Here is a 19964-nt window from a genome sequence, read left to right on the forward strand (position 1 = left end):
AGCTGGAAAATAAGATGGTATCAGTTTACACCTTTTGTTAAGCGTAAAAATGTTGTTCTATGAGTTTTATATTATACGGAAACTTTTCGTTATACATTCACGGGTGCTGTCGTGAAATCGGTTTAGGTTCTCAGAATATCTTTTTAAGAGAGTATGTAAATTGAAAAATACGTTATTTCTGTAATAAAATTTATATGATAATTTGTGATAGATTTCTTTTAGTATCTTGACGAATAAATTTGAGAACAATATGATGCACACGGTTTTATGAGATGCATTCTTGCTTTTCTTTTTAATTAAGGAGCCAATGATGGCGATGGGCGAGAAACCCGTTATAAGCCGTAAGGAGGCTGAAGAGGAAAAGCAAGGAGACTGTCTTCATTCAGAGGATTTTGAATGTCGTAGTAGGAACTTAAGCTTAGCTTTAGTGCGCAAGCAGGCGTTAAAGAAGCGAGAGAATAAGAATAAGCGGGAAAAATCGCAAGGAAGGATGGCAGATGCAATTAAGCTTTCTAGTGAGTTTCTAGCGAGTGTTATAGTTGGTATTGTTTTGGGGTTGGGGTTTGACAAGTTAGCAGGTTCGTATCCTTGGGGATTGGTATTTTTTCTCTTCTTTGGATTTGCTGCTGGTATAGTGAGTATTCTTCGGTCTGTGGGGTATGTTTCCTCCAGTCAATTAGGAAAAAAAGGCGTATTGCGCCAAGATAAACAAGATAAAGGGACCAATAAGAGGTCCGATAAATGAGGTTGAAGTGACAGCGCACGCTCCAGATCCTATTCATCAGTTTGAGATTTCAAGGCTGATTAAGATTTCCATAGGAAATATGGATTTATCGTTTACGAATGTATCATTGTTTACAGTCCTCACGGTTGTTATAACTTCTGTTTTTCTCTTCATTTCATCATCAAGTCGTGGATTAGTTCCAACGCGGATGCAGTCTCTTTCGGAAATGGCATATGAGTTTGTAGCATCGACTCTGCGGGAATCATCTGGTGTGCAGGGAATGCAGTTTTTTCCTTTAGTTTTTTCTCTGTTTACTTTTATTTTGGTTGCTAACTTTATTGGTCTTTTCCCTTATTTTTATACGGTTACATCGCAGATCATGATCACTTTTTCGTTAGCAATGGTGGTAATTTTGACAGTGATTGGTTATGGCTTTTATAAGCATGGGGTCAGTTTTTTGAAACTGTTCGTTCCCAGTGGGGTTCCTGTTGTGGTTTTGCCTCTGGTGACAATGATTGAGGTTATTTCTTTTCTCTCCCGTCCAATTAGCCTTTCTCTTCGTCTTTTTGCGAATATGCTTGCTGGTCATATTACGCTTAAAGTGTTTTCTGGGTTTGTTGTCTCAATGATTGGGGTAGGACTCGTAGGTGTGGGTGGTTCGGTTTTACCGCTTATGATGACTGTAGCGATTACTGCTCTTGAGTTTTTGGTCGCATTTCTTCAGGCTTACGTCTTTACGGTTTTAACTTGTATGTATCTTAATGATGCAATTCATCCAGGACATTAATAGAACTGGCGGTTTTCCGTCGAATAATGCAATTTCGCTTAAAAGGAGAATAACATGGAAATGGTGCTTGCAGCAAAATATATTGGCGCTGGACTTGCTTGCTTTGGTATGGCTGGAACAGCTTTAGGGCTTGGTAATATTTTTGGTAGCTATCTTTCTGGTGCATTACGAAATCCATCAGCAGCAGATAGTCAGTTTGGGCGTCTCGTCTTTGGTTTTGCTGTAACAGAAGCTTTGGGAATTTTTTCGTTGCTCATTGCTTTATTACTTCTTTTTGGGGTTTGATCATCATCAAAGGGGTATATCTGTTCTTGCATGAGGAAAGATTTACCCTTTTAGCTCTTAATCAGAGAGATGTCAGTCAGTTATCATCGGTTAGAGAGGGCTTTAGTAAGCTATTTAAAGGATGAAAGAAGATGTTTGTTTCAAGCGCTTATGCACAGAACACTGAAACGTCGATAGAACATATTAAAAAGGTGGCAGAGCATGCAAATCGTGTGTTTCCGCCTTTTGATTTTGTACATTTTGGTTCGCATTTTTTCTGGTTGGCAATTTCTTTCGGATTTTTTTATCTTTTTATCTCTCGTGTAATTGTACCACGTATTGGTGGTGTTATTGAAACACGACGAGATCGAATCGCATCTGATTTAGATCAGGCAATGCGCATGAAGCAGGAAGCAGACATTGTTGTTGAAACTTATGAGCGGAAATTAGCAGAAGCGCGTTTGAAAGCGCAGGCTATAGCGCAGGTAGCTAGTGAAGAATTAAAAGAAAAAGCAGAGCTTGAACGGAAAGAAATTGAAGAGAGTTTAGAAAAAAAACTCGCAGATGCTGAAAAACAGATAGCAAAAATTCGGGATAGAGCGATGCAAAATGTTGGTTCTATCGCTGAAGAAGTAGCCCTTGAAATTGTGAAAAAATTGATTGACGTTGATATCAGCAAAGAGGCTGTCCGTTCAGTTGTTAAAACTGCGGATTATTGAGGAAGACAAAGATGACTGATACTTTTTGGGCATTTGTTGGGTTAGTGCTTTTTTTGGCTCTTTTAGTCTATTTCCAAATTCCACAGAAGCTTATACACCATCTTGATGCGCGCGCGAAGCGTATTAAAGATGAGTTGGATGAGGCTCTGCGTCTTCGTGAAGAGGCACAGGAAATATTGGCTGAATATCAACGCAAACATGCAGAAGCAGAAAAAGATGCGCAAGAAATTATTGCAGCAGCAAAGCATGAAGTTGAATCCATTATTGCTGAGGCTCGTACAAAAGCAGAAGAATATGTAAAAAACCGCAATAAATTGGCAGAGCAAAAAATAGCTCAAGCAGAAGCGGATGCAATACGCATGGTTTCTTCATCGGCTATTGATTTGGCAATTTCTACAGCACGTATCCTTATTGCAAAGGAATTAGATTCTAACAAGGCAGATGAGCTTATTAAAGAGTCTCTTGAGAAAGAATCATTTGTCAAAATGAAAACATATCTTAATTAATGATATTTGAGAGGTAAATAACTGCCTCCTTGGTTGCATAATTTTCTCAATATTAATTAATAAAAATCATAAAAAAGAAAAATTTATATTCATTGTTTTTACCAGTTGATAGGGCGCTTTGATTTTAAATGACAAGTTTTGAGAAGTCCGCAACCAATTGTGTAACAATGTGAGTACGTTTGAGAAGAGCAAGACGGTTAGCACGAACATCAGGTTCTTTATCATTCACCAATACTTTTTCAAAGAATATATCAATCAATTTTCCAAGTGGCGCTAGCACACTGAGTGCAAATGATAAATTTGTTGCATTGATGGGAGTAAGAACCTTTTTTTCTACTTCACAGATTGCATGATAGAGCTGCTTTTCTTCGTTCTCGACAAAGAGCTCAGGATTAATTTCATTGGCTATCGTTGTGCTTTTTTGAAATTCATTTTCAAGAATATTGGCAGTACGTTTTACAGAGGCTACAAAGTTCACTCCATCATGGGTATTGATAAAAGCGATAAGGGATTCGACACGACGTGCAACCAATAAAAAATCATCAGAATCTTTATTCAAAACAGCTTCAAGGGCATCGTAACGAGCACCTTCCTCTTTTAGATAGATTTTCAAACGATCATGAAAAAAGAATAACAGGTCTGATAAAATATATTCTGTTTTTTCTGGAAGTAGATTCTGTAATTGCGAATTTTCTCTTTGAGAGATTTCATATTTATTTTTTTGTTGTAAGAAAAGATTCGTTGCGAACTGAAACAGTGGCATAAGATTGATTTTCCAATCTCGCGAAAGGACAAGCCTAATAATTCCCAATGCTGCTCGTCTTAACGCATAGGGATCTTTTGAGCCCGTTGGTTTTTCATTGATGAGCCAAAAGCCAACGAGCATGTCAATTTTGTCAGCGAGCATAACAGTTATAGCAAGCGGTTCTTGTGGAAGACGATCTGTTGGTCCTTGAGGTTTATAATGGTCCTCGATTGCTATAGCTACACGAGGATCTTCTCCTTGAAGAAGGGCATATTTTTGCCCTATAACACCTTGTAGTTCAGGAAATTCTCCGACAATTTCTGTTTGCAAATCAGCTTTTGCAAGGATTGCTGCACGTTTTGCTAAAAGAGGATCTGTTGGTATCAAAGGTGCAATTTCTTGTGCGAGTGTAGCAATGCGTTCTACTCTTGCACCTTGCGTACCTAATTTAGCATGAAAAGTTACATTCAAATGATCGAGTCGCGCCATTCTTTGATCGAGAGGTTTTTTTATATCAAGTTCAAATTTTTTTATAGAAGATTCCAATTGTTGAAGATCAGGCAAATCACGCTGATCGGTTTGCCAAAAATAAAGTGCATCAGAAAGACGGGCACGGACAACCTTACTATTTCCTTTTGAAATTTCTTTGCCTTCATCATTTGCAAGAATATTAGAAACGAGAATAAAATGATGAGAAAGTTTTACTTTTTCTCCTTGTTTACGGGTGACAAAACATTTTTGATTGGCTCGAATGGTCAAGCGAATAATTTCTGGAGGAATATCAAGGAATGATTTGTCAAAATCACCCATCAGAATAACAGGCCATTCAACAAGACCAGCAACTTCTTCTAGGAGGGAATTGTCTTGAACCAGTTCTAACCCGTTGGCAAAGCAGAGATTTTGGGCATCAGCTAAAATAATATTCTTTCGTCTCTCGGCATCCAGAATGACTTTATGGGTTTCAAGTTGAGTAACATAATCATCAAAGCGACGCACTCGAAATGGTTTTCCATCACTTAAGAAACGATGACCATAAGTTAAATTATTGCTTTTAAGAGAACCAATTGTAAACGGAATAACATGTGTTTCACCAATTTCTGGTCCGAAGATGCAAAGAATATTTTGTAGAGGTCGAATCCACTTCAGGGCACCATTTTGTGCTGAATCTTTTCCCCAACGCATAGATTTCGGCCACGGAAAGTTTCGGATAATATTCGGTAAAATATCGGCAATAATTTCTTCTGCAGCTCGACCTTTTTTTACAATTTTAGCAATATAAAAATGACCTTTTTTATCATCATGTCCAATATGTGCTTCAGAAATATCGTTTAATCTTGTTGCACGTAGAAAACCATCAATTACATGCTGTGGTGATTTTATACTAGGACCTTTGCGTTCTTCATGGATATCTTTTGAGCGTGTAGAAAGTCCGCGTACGTCTAATGTTAGCCGACGAGGTGTCCAATATTCACGAGCAGCTTCATAGATCAATCCAGCATTCACAAGTTGATCTGTAACAGATTTTTTAAGATCAGCAGCAGCTTTGCGTTGCATACGTGCAGGGATTTCTTCACTGAAAAGTTCAAGAAGAAGATCAGACATTAGGCTTCTCCAGTGTATATTTGTCCAGCTTCTGTGAGTAAGAAGGCCTCCCCACAACGGCGCGCGAGATCACGAACGCGAAGAATGTAATTTTGTCGTTCGGTTACAGAAATAACGCCACGTGCTTGCAAAAGATTAAAGATATGGCTCGCTTTAATACATTGATCATAGGCAGGAAAAACACAGCGATGTAATATATTTTCTTTATTTGGTTTTCCAGCATCAAGAAGTGCGCTGCATTCGCGTTCTGCATCGATAAAGTGCTGATGTAGCAGTTTTGTATCAGCAAATTCGAAGTTGTAATATGAGTATTCTTGTTCTGCCTGTAAAAAAATATCTCTATAACTTATTTTGTTTTCTCCCTCCAAACCATTAAAGTTAAGGTCATAGACGTTATCAACCCCTTGGATATACATCGCGAGACGCTCAAGACCGTATGTGAGTTCCCCTGAAACTGGAGCGCATTCAATGCCGCAAACTTGTTGAAAATAAGTAAATTGAGAGACTTCCATCCCATCACACCAGCATTCCCATCCAAGCCCCCAAGCACCAAGAGTGGGACTTTCCCAATCATCTTCAACAAAGCGAATATCATGCAGTTTTGTATCAAGCCCGATAGCTTGTAGCGACTTTATATAAAGTTCTTGTAGATTGAGCGGAGAGGGTTTGAGAAGCACTTGGAATTGATAATAGTGTTGTAAACGATTTGGATTCTTACCATAGCGGCCATCTGTTGGGCGTCGAGAGGGTTGGACATAAGCAACTTTCCAAGGACGTGGACCTAGAGAGCGTAATGTTGTTGCTGGATGAAAAGTCCCAGCTCCGACTTCCATATCGTAAGGCTGCAAAATTGCACATCCATAGTGTGCCCAATAATTTTGCAAAGTTAAAATTAGTCCCTGAAAAGAACGTTTAGGGTTAAGATGTTCAGGCAGTTTCACGCTTTATACTCTTTATATTGGACTAAACAAAAAAACCAAAGCAATTTTAGTTTCTCTATCTATTATTTTATGTGGTTTATGGTTAAGCATTGTTTATTGCAAACCAAATTTCAACTTTTCTTGAATTTGTTCAGAATTTTCTGGTTTTCCGTCAATTGCGTGGTTCCATTGAAAGATTGCTTCACGTTTACGTCCAACTTTCCAATAGGCATCCCCTAAATGATCATTCAGTGTTGGGTCCTCAGGTTGTAATCTGACAGCATTTTCTAATATTTGCACTGCTTTATTATATTCTTTTAGTTTATAATAAGCCCACCCTAAAGAATCGAGAATATGACTGTTGTGAGCTTGCAAAGCAGAAGCTTTTTGCAGCATACGGAGCGATTCTTCAAGCTTCTCACCACGTTCCACAAGGGAATAGGCTAGATAATTAAGAACCTGCGGTTGGTTTGGGAAAAATTCAAGTGATTTTCGCAAGTCAGTTTCTGCCTTTGGCCATTGCTTTAAACGTTCAAAAGCAATACCACGCTGATAAAAGAGTTTCCAATCATCTTGCTGAAAGTTTTTTATCTTTGTGATAGCGGTGTCTAGAGTTTTAATGGCCTCAAGAAATTTATTGTCCTGCATATAAAAAGCAACGAGCGTTATCAAAATATTACGATCATTAGGAAATTTTTTATTTAACAATGTGAGTAATTTTATTGCTTCTTTGTAATTGTTGTTATTGGCAAGAAGGAATGCAAGATGAAGTTGTCCATCTCTATAATAAGGAGATTTAGGGGATAAAGCGCGATAAAGTTTAATTGCTTGATGAGGATCATTCAATTTAGCAGAAATGTGTGCGAGCTGAAACAGTGTTGCGTCATTTTGAGGGTATAAGGCAAAAGATAATTGCTTAAAAATGCGTGCAATTCGCCCTGAGTTTTTGTGGTTGAGGGCTGTTCCAAAATTATATAATACTTCGGCTGCTCCTTGTTGAGGTGTTTTAATAACTCTCTCTAAGAAAGTATTCTTTTCAATTTTTTCTCGAAAGTTTTTAAAGACTTCTCGATCTGACAACATTTGTTCGCCATGTTGAATTGTTTGAAGAGCTTGGTTGCGCATATTATGGCGCAATTGGAATGAGGCATAGGCTATGATAATACGTTCATAAGTATTAGGAGCAATAAGAGTTCCCTGTTTGTTACTCAGTGCTTTAATGAAATATTTTTTTGCATCCTTTGGCCGTTCTGCAAGGTCGCTCATAAGTGCTAGATGATAAGATATAAAAAGGTCATACCAGACAGGACCTTTGAGTTTTTTAAGATCAGCGATTGCCTGAGATTTTTGTCCAGATCCAAATGTAATCCAAGCACCGATGAGTTCAGGTATTGGATTATTGGATGCAGGAAGTTCTTTTAATTGCAGAAGAATCTTGGCATTCTTATAGTCTTTTTTGATGAGACTTTCTACTGACAAAGTTAAGGAAACAAAGGGAGTTATAACATCTTGCTCTTTGAGTTTTTGGGCTTGTTGGACAGCTTCTTTAAAGTTTCCGATCGAGAGCATAGCTTCAAGGAGCTCTTTTTGTGTTTCAATGTTATCAGGTTGATAAACGAGCGCTTGTTTAAAGTAATTGATAGCAAGTTCTGTTTTATTTTCATGATTTGCAACCCTTCCAGCTAAATAAGCACCTGTAAATGAGCTTGTATGAGTTGCTGCACTTATTTTACTGTAGGTGGGGAATGGCATCAGCATGATACCCACGATAAAGAGGGTAAAAAGTCGGGATACCGTTGCAGAGCACATGGAGCTAATCCTTTTCAAGATAATCAATCGATGGTGTTGTTTATAGATCATATCTCATTACGTTGTTGAGAAATACTGCGATTTTTGCAAAGAATTCAGTTTACGCGCGCAATACAAAATTCAACAGTCTCAACGAGAGCATTGTAAGCAAGATTTTTGTTCATGGAAACAAGAGCATCAATTGCATGTTTCCCATAGATGCGTGCTTGTTCTATTGTATCTGTGATACTATCATATTTTTCTATTAAGTGTTGCGCGTATGCGAAGGCTTCATTATTGTTATTGCCATCTTCAAGTGCTTGTTTCCAGAATTTTTTTTCTACCATATTCCCACGTTCATATGCGATAATAACAGGCATTGTTATTTTTCCTTCTCTAAAATCATCCCCTATATTTTTTCCTAAGTTTTGAGCACTACCACTATAGTCAAGTGCGTCATCAATCAATTGGAAAGCTAAACCTAAAGATGACCCATATTCACGTAATGAAGAGCGCTCTTTATGTCCATAGCCAGCAACAATCGGTCCTACTTCAGCGGCCGCTGAAAAAAGTGCGGCTGTTTTTGCATTGATGATTTTGAGATAGTCTGAAGGGCTGGTTTTGATATTTTTTGCAGCAGAAAGTTGCATAACTTCTCCTTCAGCAATAATTGCAGCAGCATTCGCTAGGACAGAGAGCGCTTCTATGGAACCGACATCAACCATCATTTTAAAAGCTTGCCCCAACAGGAAATCACCAACAAGTACACTTGCTTGGTTTCCCCAAATCATCCGTGCTGTAGATTTTCCACGTCGTAAATTACTTTCGTCAATCACATCATCGTGTAGTAATGTTGCTGTATGCATAAATTCAACAGCTGTTGCGAGTTTTATATGCCCGTCACTTTGATAACCGAACATATGAGCAGAAGCGAGCGTAATCATTGGGCGTAATCGCTTTCCACCTGATGAAATAAGATGGTTAGAAATTTCAGGAATCATCTCAACCTCTGATTTTGCCATAGAGAGAATAAATTGATTTACGCGCTCCATATCTTTTTGAGTAAGATTGACAAGAGATTGAAGAGAAATTTGATTATTTCTTATTTGTTTTGGTTTGATAGCTGCACTCAATGTGTTTACTCCTAGAGTATTGCAATGGACATATATAAAAATTACTTTATTCATTAGCATAAAGGGGGTTTGGTTTTGACTCAAGCTTTTGATGGCACTTTGAAGTGTAAGCTTGGAATGTTATTGGCAAGAAATGTTCTTTAGCGAGTGTAATCTCGTTATTATGACATAATAAAAAAAATTAAAATAGCAGCTGAATGGCAAAAATGCAGTTTATAAAGGTAAACATTAGGCTTTTAAATGGATAAAGCAGCGAATCAGAGTGGTGAAACCATTGACAGTTTTCACCGCGGAAAATTTTATTTGGTTCAACCTCATAAATATGGTCATCGTTCTGGAATGGATGCGATGTTATTAGCTAGTTTGGTTCCAAGTGATTTAAAGGGCAAGGTTGTTGATTTAGGTGCAGGAGCTGGAGCTGCAGGGCTGGCTGTTGCTTCGCGTTGTCTGAAAGTTCATGTTACCTTAGTTGAACGTTCAGCTTTTATGGTATCTTACGCTCAAAAAACGCTTATGCTAAAACAAAATAAACAATTTGCTAGCCGAATTTGTTTGCTAGAAGCAGATGTTACCTTTAAAGGGAATGCCCGTATAAAAGCAGGTTTGATAGATAATAGCTTTGATTTTGCGATTATGAATCCACCTTTTAATAATCCTACTGATCGCAAGACACCTGATAAGCAAAAATCTGAAGCGCATGTTATGTCTGAAGCGATGTTTGATAATTGGTTGCGGAGTGCAGCAGCCATTGTTAAGCCAGGTGGATACTTAGGTCTCATTGCGCGTCCACAATCGCTGACAGATATTTTGCGTGCTTTAGAAGGGCGTTTTGGTGGTATTTGTATAATTCCTGTGCATGCCCGTGCGAAAACAGCAGCAATACGTCTTTTATTTTACGCAAAACGAGGAAGCAGAGCAGCTTTATCTATTTTACCGGCATTGGTTATACACGAAGGTAATGACCATACTTTTTCACCACGGGTTGATGCAATTAATAATGGATATATAAGCTTGTGGGAACTTTTCTAATAATATCTTGTATTTTTTAGTTTATTATTTAAAGTCCAAACTTTGTTATTAGGGAGGTTTGACCTTGGGTGAAGTTATATTTCTGCTTGTAATGTGGGGATTGATTGGCGCTTTTGGATATTATCGCGTTCTTCCTTTTTGTTGTCCTTGCCTATTTAATTGTTCTTAAATCTATAAGGAGATTTTGTTTTGATGGATGTTATTAAAAGTTTTATTCTACGCCGTTTTTCTTCCGATAAACTTGAAATTCCTGTGGTGCGCCTTCAAGGAGCAATTATGGATTCATCAGCATCTATATCTCGCACCCTTTCCCTTAGTAGGTGTGCAAATCTTTTAGAGAAAGCTTTCGCACACAAAAAGTCACCGGCTGTTGCACTTATTATTAATTCTCCTGGTGGTTCACCTGTACAATCGCGTTTTATCTTCAAGCGTATTCGTGACTTGGCAGAAGAAAAAAATAAAAAGGTGCTTGTGTTTATTGAAGATATTGCAGCATCTGGTGGTTATATGATTGCTTGTGCGGGGGATGAAATTTTTGCAGATCCTTCTTCAATTGTTGGTTCCATTGGAGTGGTTTCAGCTTCCTTTGGTTTTCCGGAACTTTTGAAAAAAATTGGTATCGAACGGCGTGTATACACAGCAGGGAAGAACAAAGTTACATTAGATCCATTTCAGCCAGAAAAAAAGGCGGATATTGAGCATTTGAAGTCTCTCCAACTTGAAGTGCATCAAACTTTTATCGATTTGGTTAAAGAACGGCGTGCTGAAAAATTATCAGATGATTCGAATCTCTTTACAGGAATGTTTTGGAGTGGAAAACAAAGCGTTGAGCTTGGTCTGGTTGATGGATTGAATGATGTACGTTCTGTTATTAAGGAGCGCTTTGGTAATGATGCAAAACTTCGGCTTATTATGCCTCCAAAAAGTTTTTTAGGACCTAAAACGCCTTCAGGAGTAACGGCACAGACGATTTATACAGTCGTTGATAGTGCATTGATGGCAGCAGAAGAGCGAGCACTTTGGCAGCGTTATGGTTTGTGATGGAAAGGATCATTCAAGCCAGAGAGATTTTTATCTAAAAACAGATGCTAGAAGAAAAAGGGCTTGAAATGATACGAATGAGAGCATGTCGTTTATTTTGTATGAGAACTCTTTATATTTATTTTTGTTTAGAAAACGATTAAGAATATCTCAAGCTGTTTATACTTGTGCTAAACGTATGGATAAAAGGGGGGAATTTGTAAAAGAACCCTATGCAGGTGAATATTACGTCATATGATATCAAATGTACAAGCTTCGTTCCAAAGACATTCCTATTTATTTACACCTATTAAATTGAATTTAGCTCTACATGTTGTGGGGCAACGTGCTGATGGGTATCATTTAATAGAAAGTTTGGTTTATTTTAGTCTTAACGGCGATTGTCTACACTATACACCTTGTGAAAATAATCAGTTTGTTTTGACGGGGCCGTTTGCAAAAGGCCTTGTTTCTCATTTAGACAATTTGGTTATTCGCGCACGGGACTTTATGCATAAGGCTTTTCCGGAATGTGCTCAACCTGCTTTTTTTCGGCTTGTAAAAACATTACCTGTTGCTTCAGGCATTGGTGGTGGCTCAGGTGATGCAGCTGGGGTTATAAGCATGTTGCGTCAACAGTGGAATCTTGATTGCCCTTTTGAGAAATTAGCAAAAATGAGCTTAGTTCTTGGTGCTGATGTTCCCATGTGCCTTTGTGCATTAGAATATCAGCAACCGCTTTTGGTCAAAGGAATTGGTCAAGAGATGATACAACTAAAAGGAGCCTGTCCTCTTGCAATAGTCTTGGTTAATCATGGACAAGAGATTTCAACACAAACTGTTTTTAAAGCATTAGAGAAGCGTCATAATCCTTCTTTAAAAATTAATACAGATGCTTTAAAAAGTATTGATTCATTAGTTGAAGCTTTACAAGAAACGCGTAATGATCTTTTTTCTGCTGCATTAAAAATAGCACCTCAGTTAGCTGAAGTGTTATCTATATTAGATGAATCTGGGGCTCTTTTTTCCCGTATGTCTGGAACGGGAGCAACTTGCTTTGGCATTTTTAAAAATAAACAAACGGCGCAACAAGCAGCTCTTTTTATCAAATCAATGCACCCAAATTGGTTTGTAAAACCTATCATGACTTTAGGAAATATTTGATAAATAAATATAAAAGATTTTATTTCGTCATGGTTTTATTATACACAATGAAAGAGAGTAACCAAAGAAATGTATTTTTTTATCTTTTGTGCAAGAATTAGCAGCATGCTTAAAGAGCCATTTAAAACTGTAATGCTTGCAAAAAATGATCAGGTTACAGAAATAGATGTATGTTTGTTGTATTTGTGATTTGTCAAAGATGTTTAATTTTCCGCTTCAGCCAAATTTTTCGTGCGAATTGGATTTGCAAAAACAGGGTTTTGTTCATATAGCAGGTGTTGATGAAGTAGGACGGGGACCTCTCGCTGGACCTGTGGTAACGGCAGCAGTTATCTTGGACAAAGATCATATTCCTAATGGGTTAAATGATTCAAAAAAACTTTCTTTTCTCCAACGAAATAGATTTTATCATGAAATTTTGCAAAGTGCATTAGCGGTTTCAGTCGCTAGTCTTTGTGCTCGTACAATTGATCAATCTAATATTAGAAAAGCAACTTTAGAAGCAATGCGTCGCTGTATTATAGGATTAGCCATTCCAGCCCACTATGTCCTTGTTGATGGACGTGATATTCCTTCTGAGTTGTCCTGTCCTGCAATGGCGTTGATTAAGGGCGATCAGCGTTCGCTTTCAATTGCAGCCGCATCTATTATTGCAAAAGTAACGCGTGACCGGATGATGGAATGTGCAGGACAAGTTTATAAAGGGTATGGTTTAGAGAAGCATGTAGGTTATGCAACGTTAGCGCATCGTACAGCTCTTGATAAATATGGACCAATTATAGGATTACATCGTTATAGTTTTGCGCCACTAAAAGAGTATTATAGAAATGGTGTGTCATGACGATTCTACCACTCGATAGCGCTTCAATAAGAGAGGCAATAGCGCTTCTTAAACAAGGGAAGTTAGTAGCGTTACCAACGGAAACTGTTTATGGATTAGCGGGCGATGCAACCAATGGGAGGGCAATTTCTTCTATTTATTCTACAAAGGGTCGTCCGCAAATTAATCCTCTTATTGCGCATGTCAGCGGCATCGAAATGGCGGAACGTTATGTTAAAATTGACTTTCTTTCACGCCAATTAATGGAGGAATTTTGGCCGGGGCCTTTGACATTGGTTTTGCCTTTAAAGGAACAGCATAATATCCATCCTTTAACAACCTCTGGTTTGAATACCTTGGCTGTTCGTTTTCCAGACAGTCGTTTTGCGGAAGTAGTACAATATTTTGGCCGCCCACTTGCTGCTCCTAGTGCGAATCAATCGGGGCGTCTTAGCCCTACTTCAGCTGAGGCTGTTTTTGCATCTTTGGGGAAATCTGTTCCTTTGATATTGGACGGAGGACCTGCTAAAATAGGGCTTGAATCAACAATTATTAAGATTTGTGGTGAAAATATTTATCTTTTGCGTCCAGGGGGGCTTGCGGCTGATAAAATTGAAAAAGTTGTGGGGAAGTCTTTAAAACGGATAGATCAAAGGGCGGCGATTGAAGCTCCTGGGATGTCAAAGTCGCATTATGCTCCCAATGCCCCGATTCGTTTGAATGTAGAAAAGGTGGAAAATGGTGAAGCGCTTTTAGCGTTTGGTTCAAATCGCGTTATGGGAGCTGAAAATGCCGTTTCTATTTTAAACCTTAGCGAAGATGGCAAGTTGGAAGAAGCAGCCTCTCATTTATTTCAATATATGAAGGAATTAGATTCATTTAAAGTGAGATGTATCGCAGTAGAACCTATTCCATCATACGGATTAGGGGAGGCTATCAATGATCGTCTTATACGGGCTGCGGCTCCAAAGGAGAAATGAACATGGAGCAGAAATTAATTGAGGGGTTTAGAGAAATTGTTGGTGCTAAGCATGCTATAACAGATCAAGCGTTGATTGCACCGTATTTGCTTGAAGAGCGTGGGCTTTTTCATGGAAAAACGCCTTTACTTTTACGTCCATCTTCTTGTGCAGAGGTCTCATCGATTATGCAGTTAGCGAGCAAAACGTGCACACCGATTGTGCCACAGGGTGGAAATACAGGGCTTGTGGGGGGGCAACAACCAGATGAAGGAGGGGGGGGCGTTCTTTTATCCATGGAGCGATTAAATAAGATTAGAGCTATAAATCTTGAGGGAAATTTTGTTGTTGTAGAGGCTGGTGTTATTTTACAGGATTTACAGAAAAAAGTGGATGAAACAGGTCGTTTTTTCCCTCTTTCTTTGGCATCTGAAGGTTCTTGCCAAGTAGGAGGAAATCTTTCGTCGAATGCTGGAGGGACAGCTGTTTTAGCCTATGGCAATATGCGTGATCTTTGTCTTGGGTTGGAAGTTGTTTTACCGGATGGCCGTATTTTAGATGATTTGCGTTTTGTTAAAAAAGACAATAGCGGTTACGATTTAAAAAATCTTTTTATTGGTGCAGAAGGGACATTAGGTGTTATAACTGCCGCCGTTTTAAAGCTTTTTCCGAAACCAAAAGAAATAGCTGTTGCTTTGGTGGGGTTGTATAGTCCGGCGAAGGCTTTAGAGTTTTTATCTCTGGCTCAAGAATATGGAGGAGGGATGTTGACAGGTTTTGAGCTCATGGGAAATCTCAGTTTACAAATGGCTTTAGATTATAAGATGTGTGAGAAGCCTCCTCTTCAGAGGAAACATGAATGGTATGTATTGATTAATATTTCATCGTTGCAAGGCAATGGTGAATCATTATCAGTATTGAGTATTATTTTAGAAGAAGCTTTAAAGAATGCGGTGATAGAAGATGCAGTTATTGCGCAATCTTTAAAACAGCAGGATTTTTTTTGGCAATTACGAGAAAGTATATCACCGGCACAAAAGTTAGCAGGAGGGTCCATTAAGCATGATATTGCAGTCCCACTTGCTTCTATTCCTGATTTTATTGCTGAAGCGGCACTTATTGTTGAAGATATTGCTCCAGGAGCACGGGTGATTTGTTTTGGACACATGGGCGATGGAAATTTACATTATAATGTTACGCAACCTGTAGGAGCTGATAGGACAGTATTCTTGCAGTTATGGTCAACAATGAATCATCGCATTCATAGTTTAGTGATGGACTATAGAGGTGCATTTTCTGCTGAGCATGGAATTGGTCAGCTTAAGCGCGAAGAACTTCGTTCTTTTAAATCGCCTGTCGCATTGGATATTATGCAAGGGATTAAAAAAACGCTTGATCCTTTAGGGATAATGAATCCTGGAAAAGTATTATAATTCAAGAATGGTGATCATGTATTTTTGTTTAGATTTTAATAACCAAAAAAGAAACCAGTTGTTTTTTATTCAAACTTTTAATAATCCAATGAGAAAAAGCTGCTAAAGGGTGTATGTTATTTAAGATAAATTGGGATAATGTATATGGCTAATCAATGCTTTAATCAGGCAAAAGCGGTGCTTGAATTTCGGTTAGATCCGTGCCATTTGCCACAAACGACGACATATTTTTCATCCAAAACGGGTAATCAGGTTATCTGTTCGTTAAATGAGCGTGGTGTTTCTTTTAAAACGGATATACCTTCAAGTTTATCGCATTTAATACCCCCTTATCATTTCCAAGGAATTGCAGCACGTACCGTGAAAACGCGTTCAGGAGAAAGAGCTGTTGCGTTAGAATTACTTCATGCCGATGAGGAAGCTTGTATACCGCTTTTAGTTTCCAGAGATTTGAATAATGTTCTTCTGGATTGGCGATTATGGGCGGATACTTATGGTCTCCCCATGCTTATGATCAGTGAAGATAATCGCATTCTGGTTGTAAAAGATCGTTCTGATTTACATCGATTTTTTGGTACAACAGCACATTCTAAACAAAAGCGTTTTTTACTTCGTTATAGCAATCCGTTAGGCTTGCGTTTGGTGATTTCGAATCGAATTGCACTCCAGTAATATTAATATGCATTCATTTTTGTACTACCATAAGCATTTATCTTGTTGTGCTGTAAAACATCGTTGTTTGGAGCGGTAATATAAGGCATGTAAACTTCACACATGAAGTGTTTTAGAAGATATGGCGAATATTCTTAAGTTTGCTTGTTGGTCTTTGTGTAAGGGAAGCATAGGAGTGGGAAGCAAGAGGAACCCGCTCAATGAGAATCCGGACGTTTACAGACGGGATTTGGTATGACTGTTCGTTCTTTAGGCAAAAAGGAAGTCAATGATTGTAAACGAGAGTTTTTTGACACCATACATTGGCAGCAGGAATCGGTTATGTTAAACGCTTTTTTCGAAGAGGTAAAAACAGCTTTCATAACAATAGAAACCGTTCTTTGGCAGTGTAATTTTGGTTTTTGCCACATCATTAAAATACGAGAAGATTGCTGGAAGTGTTTTTGAATTTTTTTATAAATCATTTCTCCATGTTGAATGAGAGCTTTGAATATTGCAAAATATTCTTATTTCATCTCTCTCTTATAATTAAAGTCATTTTTTTTGCACGTTATAAGAAGGGTTATAGTGTGGATAAAAAACATTAAAAAAGAGTAAACACTTTCTAATAAAGTGTTTAGATAGAAATGGTTATCGTAACATTGAGAGTTGGAAAATACAAAGATGATATCTGTTTTATCTTTATTCCAGAAAGATGTCAGAATGGATTTATACTTATTTGCAGGTAGTGTCGTAAAATGGGAGTGACGAGCATGAGAGATATTGTTTAAGAATCTGTACGTAAATAACATCAGTATCTTTTTGGGGCATTTTATTTTTCGTACAAGCGGAACTTCATTAAAAAACGCGATAAATAAAAGAAATGATAATATATATGTTTTTCGTCAATATTTTATAAGAAAGAAAGCGTTCATAAAAATGATGAGAAAATGCGTTTAAAGTAAATAAAACAGTAAAATGATCAGTTTATATGACAGTATCATATTCAGAAAATTTTCCTATTTTATTATGAGTAGTTATCCTATTTACAATATTTGATTGTTCAAAGGAAAGCACACTCATTTTTTCAAAATTATGATCAACGTAAAACAGTGAGAAAATTTTTATACTATGCTCTTATATAAAATAATCAAATCGTAAAAAAGAATATTCAAAGGATTTAGTTTTCTCGCGCAATGGCTCTCCATCCGATATCACGCCGAACAAAACCTTCTGGCCAATCAATACAATCAACAGCTTCATAAGCACGTTTTTGTGCATGCGTAATCGTGTTTCCTGTTGCTGTTATGTTGAGAACACGTCCACCATTTGCAATGAGTTCTCCATCACGCAATACTGTACCAGCTTGAAAAACTTTCACATCGGGAAGAGTGTTTACTTTATCAACGTTACGGATGACAGTACCTTTTTGGGGAGAGTCTGGATAACCATTGGCAGCCATAACAACGGTGAGAGCAGTTTTTTCAGACCACCGAAGAGGCTTATTTTCAAGTTTTCCTTGAGCTGCAGCAAGAAAAATTGGCAAAATGTCATCTTTGAGACGCATCATTAAAACTTGACATTCAGGATCACCGAATCGTACGTTAAATTCAATTAATTCGGGTCCTTTTTGCGTTATCATTAAGCCGACGAAGAGAATACCTTTAAAGGGAGCGCCCATTTCTTTCATGCTTTTTAAAGCTGGTTCAACAATTTCTTTGAGGGTACGATTCACTATTTCTTGGGTCATGATGGGCGCTGGTGAATAAGCACCCATCCCACCGGTGTTTGCTCCAATATCCCCATCACCTACACGTTTATGATCTTGAGCAGATCCAAAAGGAAGAGCAATTTTACCATCACAAAGGCAGAAGAAGCTTGCTTCTTCACCTTCAAGAAAAGATTCTACAACAATTTTGTTTCCTGCATCTCCAAATGCACTTTTGAAGCAGGCATCGACTGCGTTAAATGCTTCTTCCATAGTTGTTGCAACCACGACACCTTTGCCAGCCGCTAAGCCATCAGCTTTAATCACAATGGGAACACCTTGTTGATGAATGTAAGCTTTAGCTTTAGAGGCATCATTAAAGCATTGGTAACTTCCTGTAGGGATGTTATTTTTACGACATAAATCTTTTGTAAAAGCTTTTGAACCTTCTAGTTGAGCAGCTTTTTGAGTAGGACCAAATACACAAATGTTAGCGCTATTAAGAGAGTCTGTTATACCCGCAACCAATGGTGCTTCTGGTCCTACAATCACGAGATCAATAGAATGTGCCTTACAAAAATCAATAACAAGGGGATGGTCATCAATGTTTAAATTAATATTTTCACCAAATTCTGTTGTTGCAGGGTTTCCAGGAGCACAATATAATTTTGTTAGTAGTGGTGATGCTGCTATTTTCCATGCTAAAGCATGTTCTCGTCCACCTGAGCCAATAAGAAGAATATTCATTGCTTGCTCCTCTCATAAAAGATGATAAATCTCATCCCCTTCTCATAAGAATGAAATGTCTCTATCGCAAGACCAAAGGTAAATCATTTGATGAAAAAAAATAAAAATACCGCGCATGTTCAGTCCTATGATAGCCCAGGACGGGTTATGGATGCATCTTCCAAACAATGGGTCTACAATTTCCTTCCCTGTTCTTTATGGTTTTATGCGCAATTAGCGCGTTGGGATCGGCCTATCGGATGGCAATTATTGATGTGGCCTTGTTTTTGGTCAACAACAATGGCTTTTTTCTCTTATAATATGCATTACGATACTCTTTTATCAATGTTTCTTCATTGGGTTTGGTATCTTTTTCTTTTTTTTCTGGGATCTATTGCTATGCGAGGGGCCGGATGTACTTGGAATGATCTTATTGACCATAAAATTGATGCTCAGGTAGAAAGGACACGTTCTCGCCCATTGCCGACAGGTCATGTGAGTCGGTTTCAAGCAAGAGTTTTTATACTTGCGCAATGTTTGGTTGGTTTAGGCGTTTTATCACAATTTAATAGGTTTAGTTTTTTTCTAGGTATTTCGTCATTGATAGCTGTTGCATTTTATCCTTTTATGAAACGCGTCACATATTGGCCGCAGTTTTTTTTAGGCGTTGCGTTTAATTGGGGGGCATTAATGGGGTGGGCTGTTGTCTTTGGAAGTTTAAGCTGGGCACCAATCTTGCTTTATGTGGGATCAATCTTGTGGACCATAGGATACGACACAATCTACGCACATCAAGATAAAGAAGATGACGCTACTGTTGGTGTCCGTTCTACGGCTCTTCTCTTTGGTAAAGGAACCAAACGTGCTTTAGTATTTTTGTATAGTGGTTTTGTGGTGTTCGTTAGTCTAGCATTTTATTTGGCACAAGTTCCACTTCTGAGCTTTTTGGGGATTTTTGTTGCAAGTATCCATATGTTTATTCAAATTAAAGTCATTGATATAGATGACAGTTCACAATGCCTCAAGCTTTTCAAATCTAATTCGCTTATTGGTTTTGTAATTTTTGCTGGTTTAGTATGTGGGGGTATATGGACGATATTTTATCCTGCGGTCTAAAAACAAATTAGCTAAAACTATAGTTTCTGCTAAATATAGTATTTTCTTTTAAATAAGCTTGTTGCTAATCTCGCTTTAAGCGATACGGTAGAAAATATTACCAACCAACTGTTCCAGTGAAAATGAAATCCTTCTATTTAAATAAAATAA

General features: G+C 38.0%; 18 protein-coding genes. 13 read left to right on the forward strand and 5 right to left on the reverse strand.

Going from position 1 to position 19964, the window contains the following annotated elements; genetic code table 11:
• The first annotated feature begins 310 nt into the window (after window positions 1-310).
• From ACFIKU_RS02160 to ACFIKU_RS02180, 5 genes are all read left to right on the forward strand, one after another.
• Window positions 311-745 (forward strand): AtpZ/AtpI family protein, encoded by a 435-nt coding sequence (locus tag ACFIKU_RS02160; protein ID WP_375656596.1) that lies wholly within the window; start codon window positions 311-313, stop codon window positions 743-745.
• A gap of 7 nt (window positions 746-752) precedes the next feature.
• Window positions 753-1511 (forward strand): F0F1 ATP synthase subunit A, encoded by a 759-nt coding sequence (locus ACFIKU_RS02165; RefSeq protein ID WP_375656546.1) that lies wholly within the window; start codon window positions 753-755, stop codon window positions 1509-1511.
• 54 nt (window positions 1512-1565) lie between these two features.
• The gene (locus tag ACFIKU_RS02170; RefSeq protein ID WP_005773968.1) at window positions 1566-1796 is read left to right on the forward strand and encodes a F0F1 ATP synthase subunit C; all 231 of its coding nucleotides are present in this window, start codon (window positions 1566-1568) and stop codon (window positions 1794-1796) included.
• A gap of 131 nt (window positions 1797-1927) precedes the next feature.
• Window positions 1928-2494 (forward strand): F0F1 ATP synthase subunit B, encoded by a 567-nt coding sequence (locus ACFIKU_RS02175; RefSeq protein ID WP_375656547.1) that lies wholly within the window; start codon window positions 1928-1930, stop codon window positions 2492-2494.
• Between the two features lie 11 nt (window positions 2495-2505).
• Window positions 2506-3000: a F0F1 ATP synthase subunit B gene (locus ACFIKU_RS02180; RefSeq protein WP_375641938.1), complete on the forward strand. Its 495-nt coding sequence runs from the start codon at window positions 2506-2508 to the stop codon at window positions 2998-3000.
• A 124-nt stretch (window positions 3001-3124) separates the two neighbouring features.
• On the opposite strand, the gene glyS is transcribed toward ACFIKU_RS02180, so the two are convergent.
• The 4 genes from glyS to ACFIKU_RS02200 form a co-directional block, all read right to left on the reverse strand.
• Window positions 3125-5347 (reverse strand): glycine--tRNA ligase subunit beta, encoded by a 2223-nt coding sequence (gene glyS, locus ACFIKU_RS02185; RefSeq protein ID WP_375656548.1) that lies wholly within the window; start codon window positions 5345-5347, stop codon window positions 3125-3127.
• A complete protein-coding gene (locus ACFIKU_RS02190) occupies window positions 5347-6288 on the reverse strand; it encodes a glycine--tRNA ligase subunit alpha (RefSeq protein ID WP_273787892.1) in 942 nt (313 codons plus the stop codon). Before ACFIKU_RS02190 ends, glyS begins: the two co-directional genes overlap by 1 nt.
• Window positions 6289-6381: 93 nt before the next feature.
• Window positions 6382-8076 (reverse strand): tetratricopeptide repeat protein, encoded by a 1695-nt coding sequence (locus tag ACFIKU_RS02195; RefSeq protein WP_375656549.1) that lies wholly within the window; start codon window positions 8074-8076, stop codon window positions 6382-6384.
• A gap of 95 nt (window positions 8077-8171) precedes the next feature.
• Window positions 8172-9248 (reverse strand): polyprenyl synthetase family protein, encoded by a 1077-nt coding sequence (locus tag ACFIKU_RS02200; RefSeq protein WP_375641984.1) that lies wholly within the window; start codon window positions 9246-9248, stop codon window positions 8172-8174.
• A 180-nt stretch (window positions 9249-9428) separates the two neighbouring features.
• On the opposite strand from ACFIKU_RS02200, the gene ACFIKU_RS02205 reads away from it, so the two are divergent.
• From ACFIKU_RS02205 to ACFIKU_RS02235, 7 genes are all read left to right on the forward strand, one after another.
• Window positions 9429-10217, forward strand: coding sequence for a tRNA1(Val) (adenine(37)-N6)-methyltransferase (locus ACFIKU_RS02205; protein ID WP_375618455.1), 789 nt, complete (start codon window positions 9429-9431; stop codon window positions 10215-10217).
• 192 nt (window positions 10218-10409) lie between these two features.
• Window positions 10410-11258 (forward strand): S49 family peptidase, encoded by an 849-nt coding sequence (locus ACFIKU_RS02210; protein ID WP_375641941.1) that lies wholly within the window; start codon window positions 10410-10412, stop codon window positions 11256-11258.
• Between the two features lie 234 nt (window positions 11259-11492).
• Window positions 11493-12401: a 4-(cytidine 5'-diphospho)-2-C-methyl-D-erythritol kinase gene (locus ACFIKU_RS02215; protein ID WP_375656550.1), complete on the forward strand. Its 909-nt coding sequence runs from the start codon at window positions 11493-11495 to the stop codon at window positions 12399-12401.
• A 166-nt stretch (window positions 12402-12567) separates the two neighbouring features.
• A complete protein-coding gene (locus ACFIKU_RS02220; protein WP_375656551.1) occupies window positions 12568-13242 on the forward strand; it encodes a ribonuclease HII in 675 nt (224 codons plus the stop codon).
• The gene (locus tag ACFIKU_RS02225; RefSeq protein ID WP_375656552.1) at window positions 13239-14201 is read left to right on the forward strand and encodes an L-threonylcarbamoyladenylate synthase; all 963 of its coding nucleotides are present in this window, start codon (window positions 13239-13241) and stop codon (window positions 14199-14201) included. Before ACFIKU_RS02220 ends, ACFIKU_RS02225 begins: the two co-directional genes overlap by 4 nt.
• A gap of 2 nt (window positions 14202-14203) precedes the next feature.
• Window positions 14204-15613, forward strand: a complete 1410-nt coding sequence (locus ACFIKU_RS02230) for an FAD-binding oxidoreductase (protein ID WP_375656553.1) — start codon at window positions 14204-14206, stop codon at window positions 15611-15613.
• 144 nt (window positions 15614-15757) lie between these two features.
• Window positions 15758-16285 carry a DUF6101 family protein gene (locus tag ACFIKU_RS02235; RefSeq protein ID WP_375656554.1) on the forward strand — a complete coding sequence of 176 codons (528 nt, stop codon included), beginning with the start codon at window positions 15758-15760 and terminating at the stop codon, window positions 16283-16285.
• Between the two features lie 1159 nt (window positions 16286-17444).
• Here ACFIKU_RS02235 and purD read toward each other — a convergent pair.
• Window positions 17445-18719: a phosphoribosylamine--glycine ligase gene (purD, locus tag ACFIKU_RS02240; RefSeq protein ID WP_375641947.1), complete on the reverse strand. Its 1275-nt coding sequence runs from the start codon at window positions 18717-18719 to the stop codon at window positions 17445-17447.
• A gap of 90 nt (window positions 18720-18809) precedes the next feature.
• On the opposite strand from purD, the gene ubiA reads away from it, so the two are divergent.
• Window positions 18810-19814 (forward strand): 4-hydroxybenzoate octaprenyltransferase, encoded by a 1005-nt coding sequence (gene ubiA / locus ACFIKU_RS02245; RefSeq protein ID WP_375641948.1) that lies wholly within the window; start codon window positions 18810-18812, stop codon window positions 19812-19814.
• Window positions 19815-19964 lie beyond the last annotated feature (150 nt).

Origin of the sequence: Bartonella sp. CM120XJJH (assembly GCF_042194715.1) — a bacterium.
Classification (GTDB): domain Bacteria; phylum Pseudomonadota; class Alphaproteobacteria; order Rhizobiales; family Rhizobiaceae; genus Bartonella.

Excerpts from the sequence above, each read along its gene's own strand:
- ACFIKU_RS02160 (WP_375656596.1), top strand. The coding sequence starts at position 311 with ATGGCGATGGGCGAGAAACCCGTTATAAGCCGTAAGGAGGCTGAAGAG.
- ACFIKU_RS02235 (WP_375656554.1), top strand. The coding sequence starts at position 15,758 with ATGGCTAATCAATGCTTTAATCAGGCAAAAGCGGTGCTTGAATTTCGG.
- ACFIKU_RS02200 (WP_375641984.1), bottom strand. The coding sequence starts at position 9,248 with ATGCTAATGAATAAAGTAATTTTTATATATGTCCATTGCAATACTCTA.
- ACFIKU_RS02220 (WP_375656551.1), top strand. The coding sequence starts at position 12,568 with ATGTATGTTTGTTGTATTTGTGATTTGTCAAAGATGTTTAATTTTCCG.
- ubiA (WP_375641948.1), top strand. The coding sequence starts at position 18,810 with ATGAAAAAAAATAAAAATACCGCGCATGTTCAGTCCTATGATAGCCCA.
- ACFIKU_RS02205 (WP_375618455.1), top strand. The coding sequence starts at position 9,429 with ATGGATAAAGCAGCGAATCAGAGTGGTGAAACCATTGACAGTTTTCAC.
- ACFIKU_RS02230 (WP_375656553.1), top strand. The coding sequence starts at position 14,204 with ATGGAGCAGAAATTAATTGAGGGGTTTAGAGAAATTGTTGGTGCTAAG.
- ACFIKU_RS02180 (WP_375641938.1), top strand. The coding sequence starts at position 2,506 with ATGACTGATACTTTTTGGGCATTTGTTGGGTTAGTGCTTTTTTTGGCT.
- purD (WP_375641947.1), bottom strand. The coding sequence starts at position 18,719 with ATGAATATTCTTCTTATTGGCTCAGGTGGACGAGAACATGCTTTAGCA.
- ACFIKU_RS02215 (WP_375656550.1), top strand. The coding sequence starts at position 11,493 with ATGATATCAAATGTACAAGCTTCGTTCCAAAGACATTCCTATTTATTT.
- glyS (WP_375656548.1), bottom strand. The coding sequence starts at position 5,347 with ATGTCTGATCTTCTTCTTGAACTTTTCAGTGAAGAAATCCCTGCACGT.
- ACFIKU_RS02225 (WP_375656552.1), top strand. The coding sequence starts at position 13,239 with ATGACGATTCTACCACTCGATAGCGCTTCAATAAGAGAGGCAATAGCG.
- ACFIKU_RS02170 (WP_005773968.1), top strand. The coding sequence starts at position 1,566 with ATGGAAATGGTGCTTGCAGCAAAATATATTGGCGCTGGACTTGCTTGC.
- ACFIKU_RS02195 (WP_375656549.1), bottom strand. The coding sequence starts at position 8,076 with ATGTGCTCTGCAACGGTATCCCGACTTTTTACCCTCTTTATCGTGGGT.
- ACFIKU_RS02210 (WP_375641941.1), top strand. The coding sequence starts at position 10,410 with ATGGATGTTATTAAAAGTTTTATTCTACGCCGTTTTTCTTCCGATAAA.
- ACFIKU_RS02175 (WP_375656547.1), top strand. The coding sequence starts at position 1,928 with ATGTTTGTTTCAAGCGCTTATGCACAGAACACTGAAACGTCGATAGAA.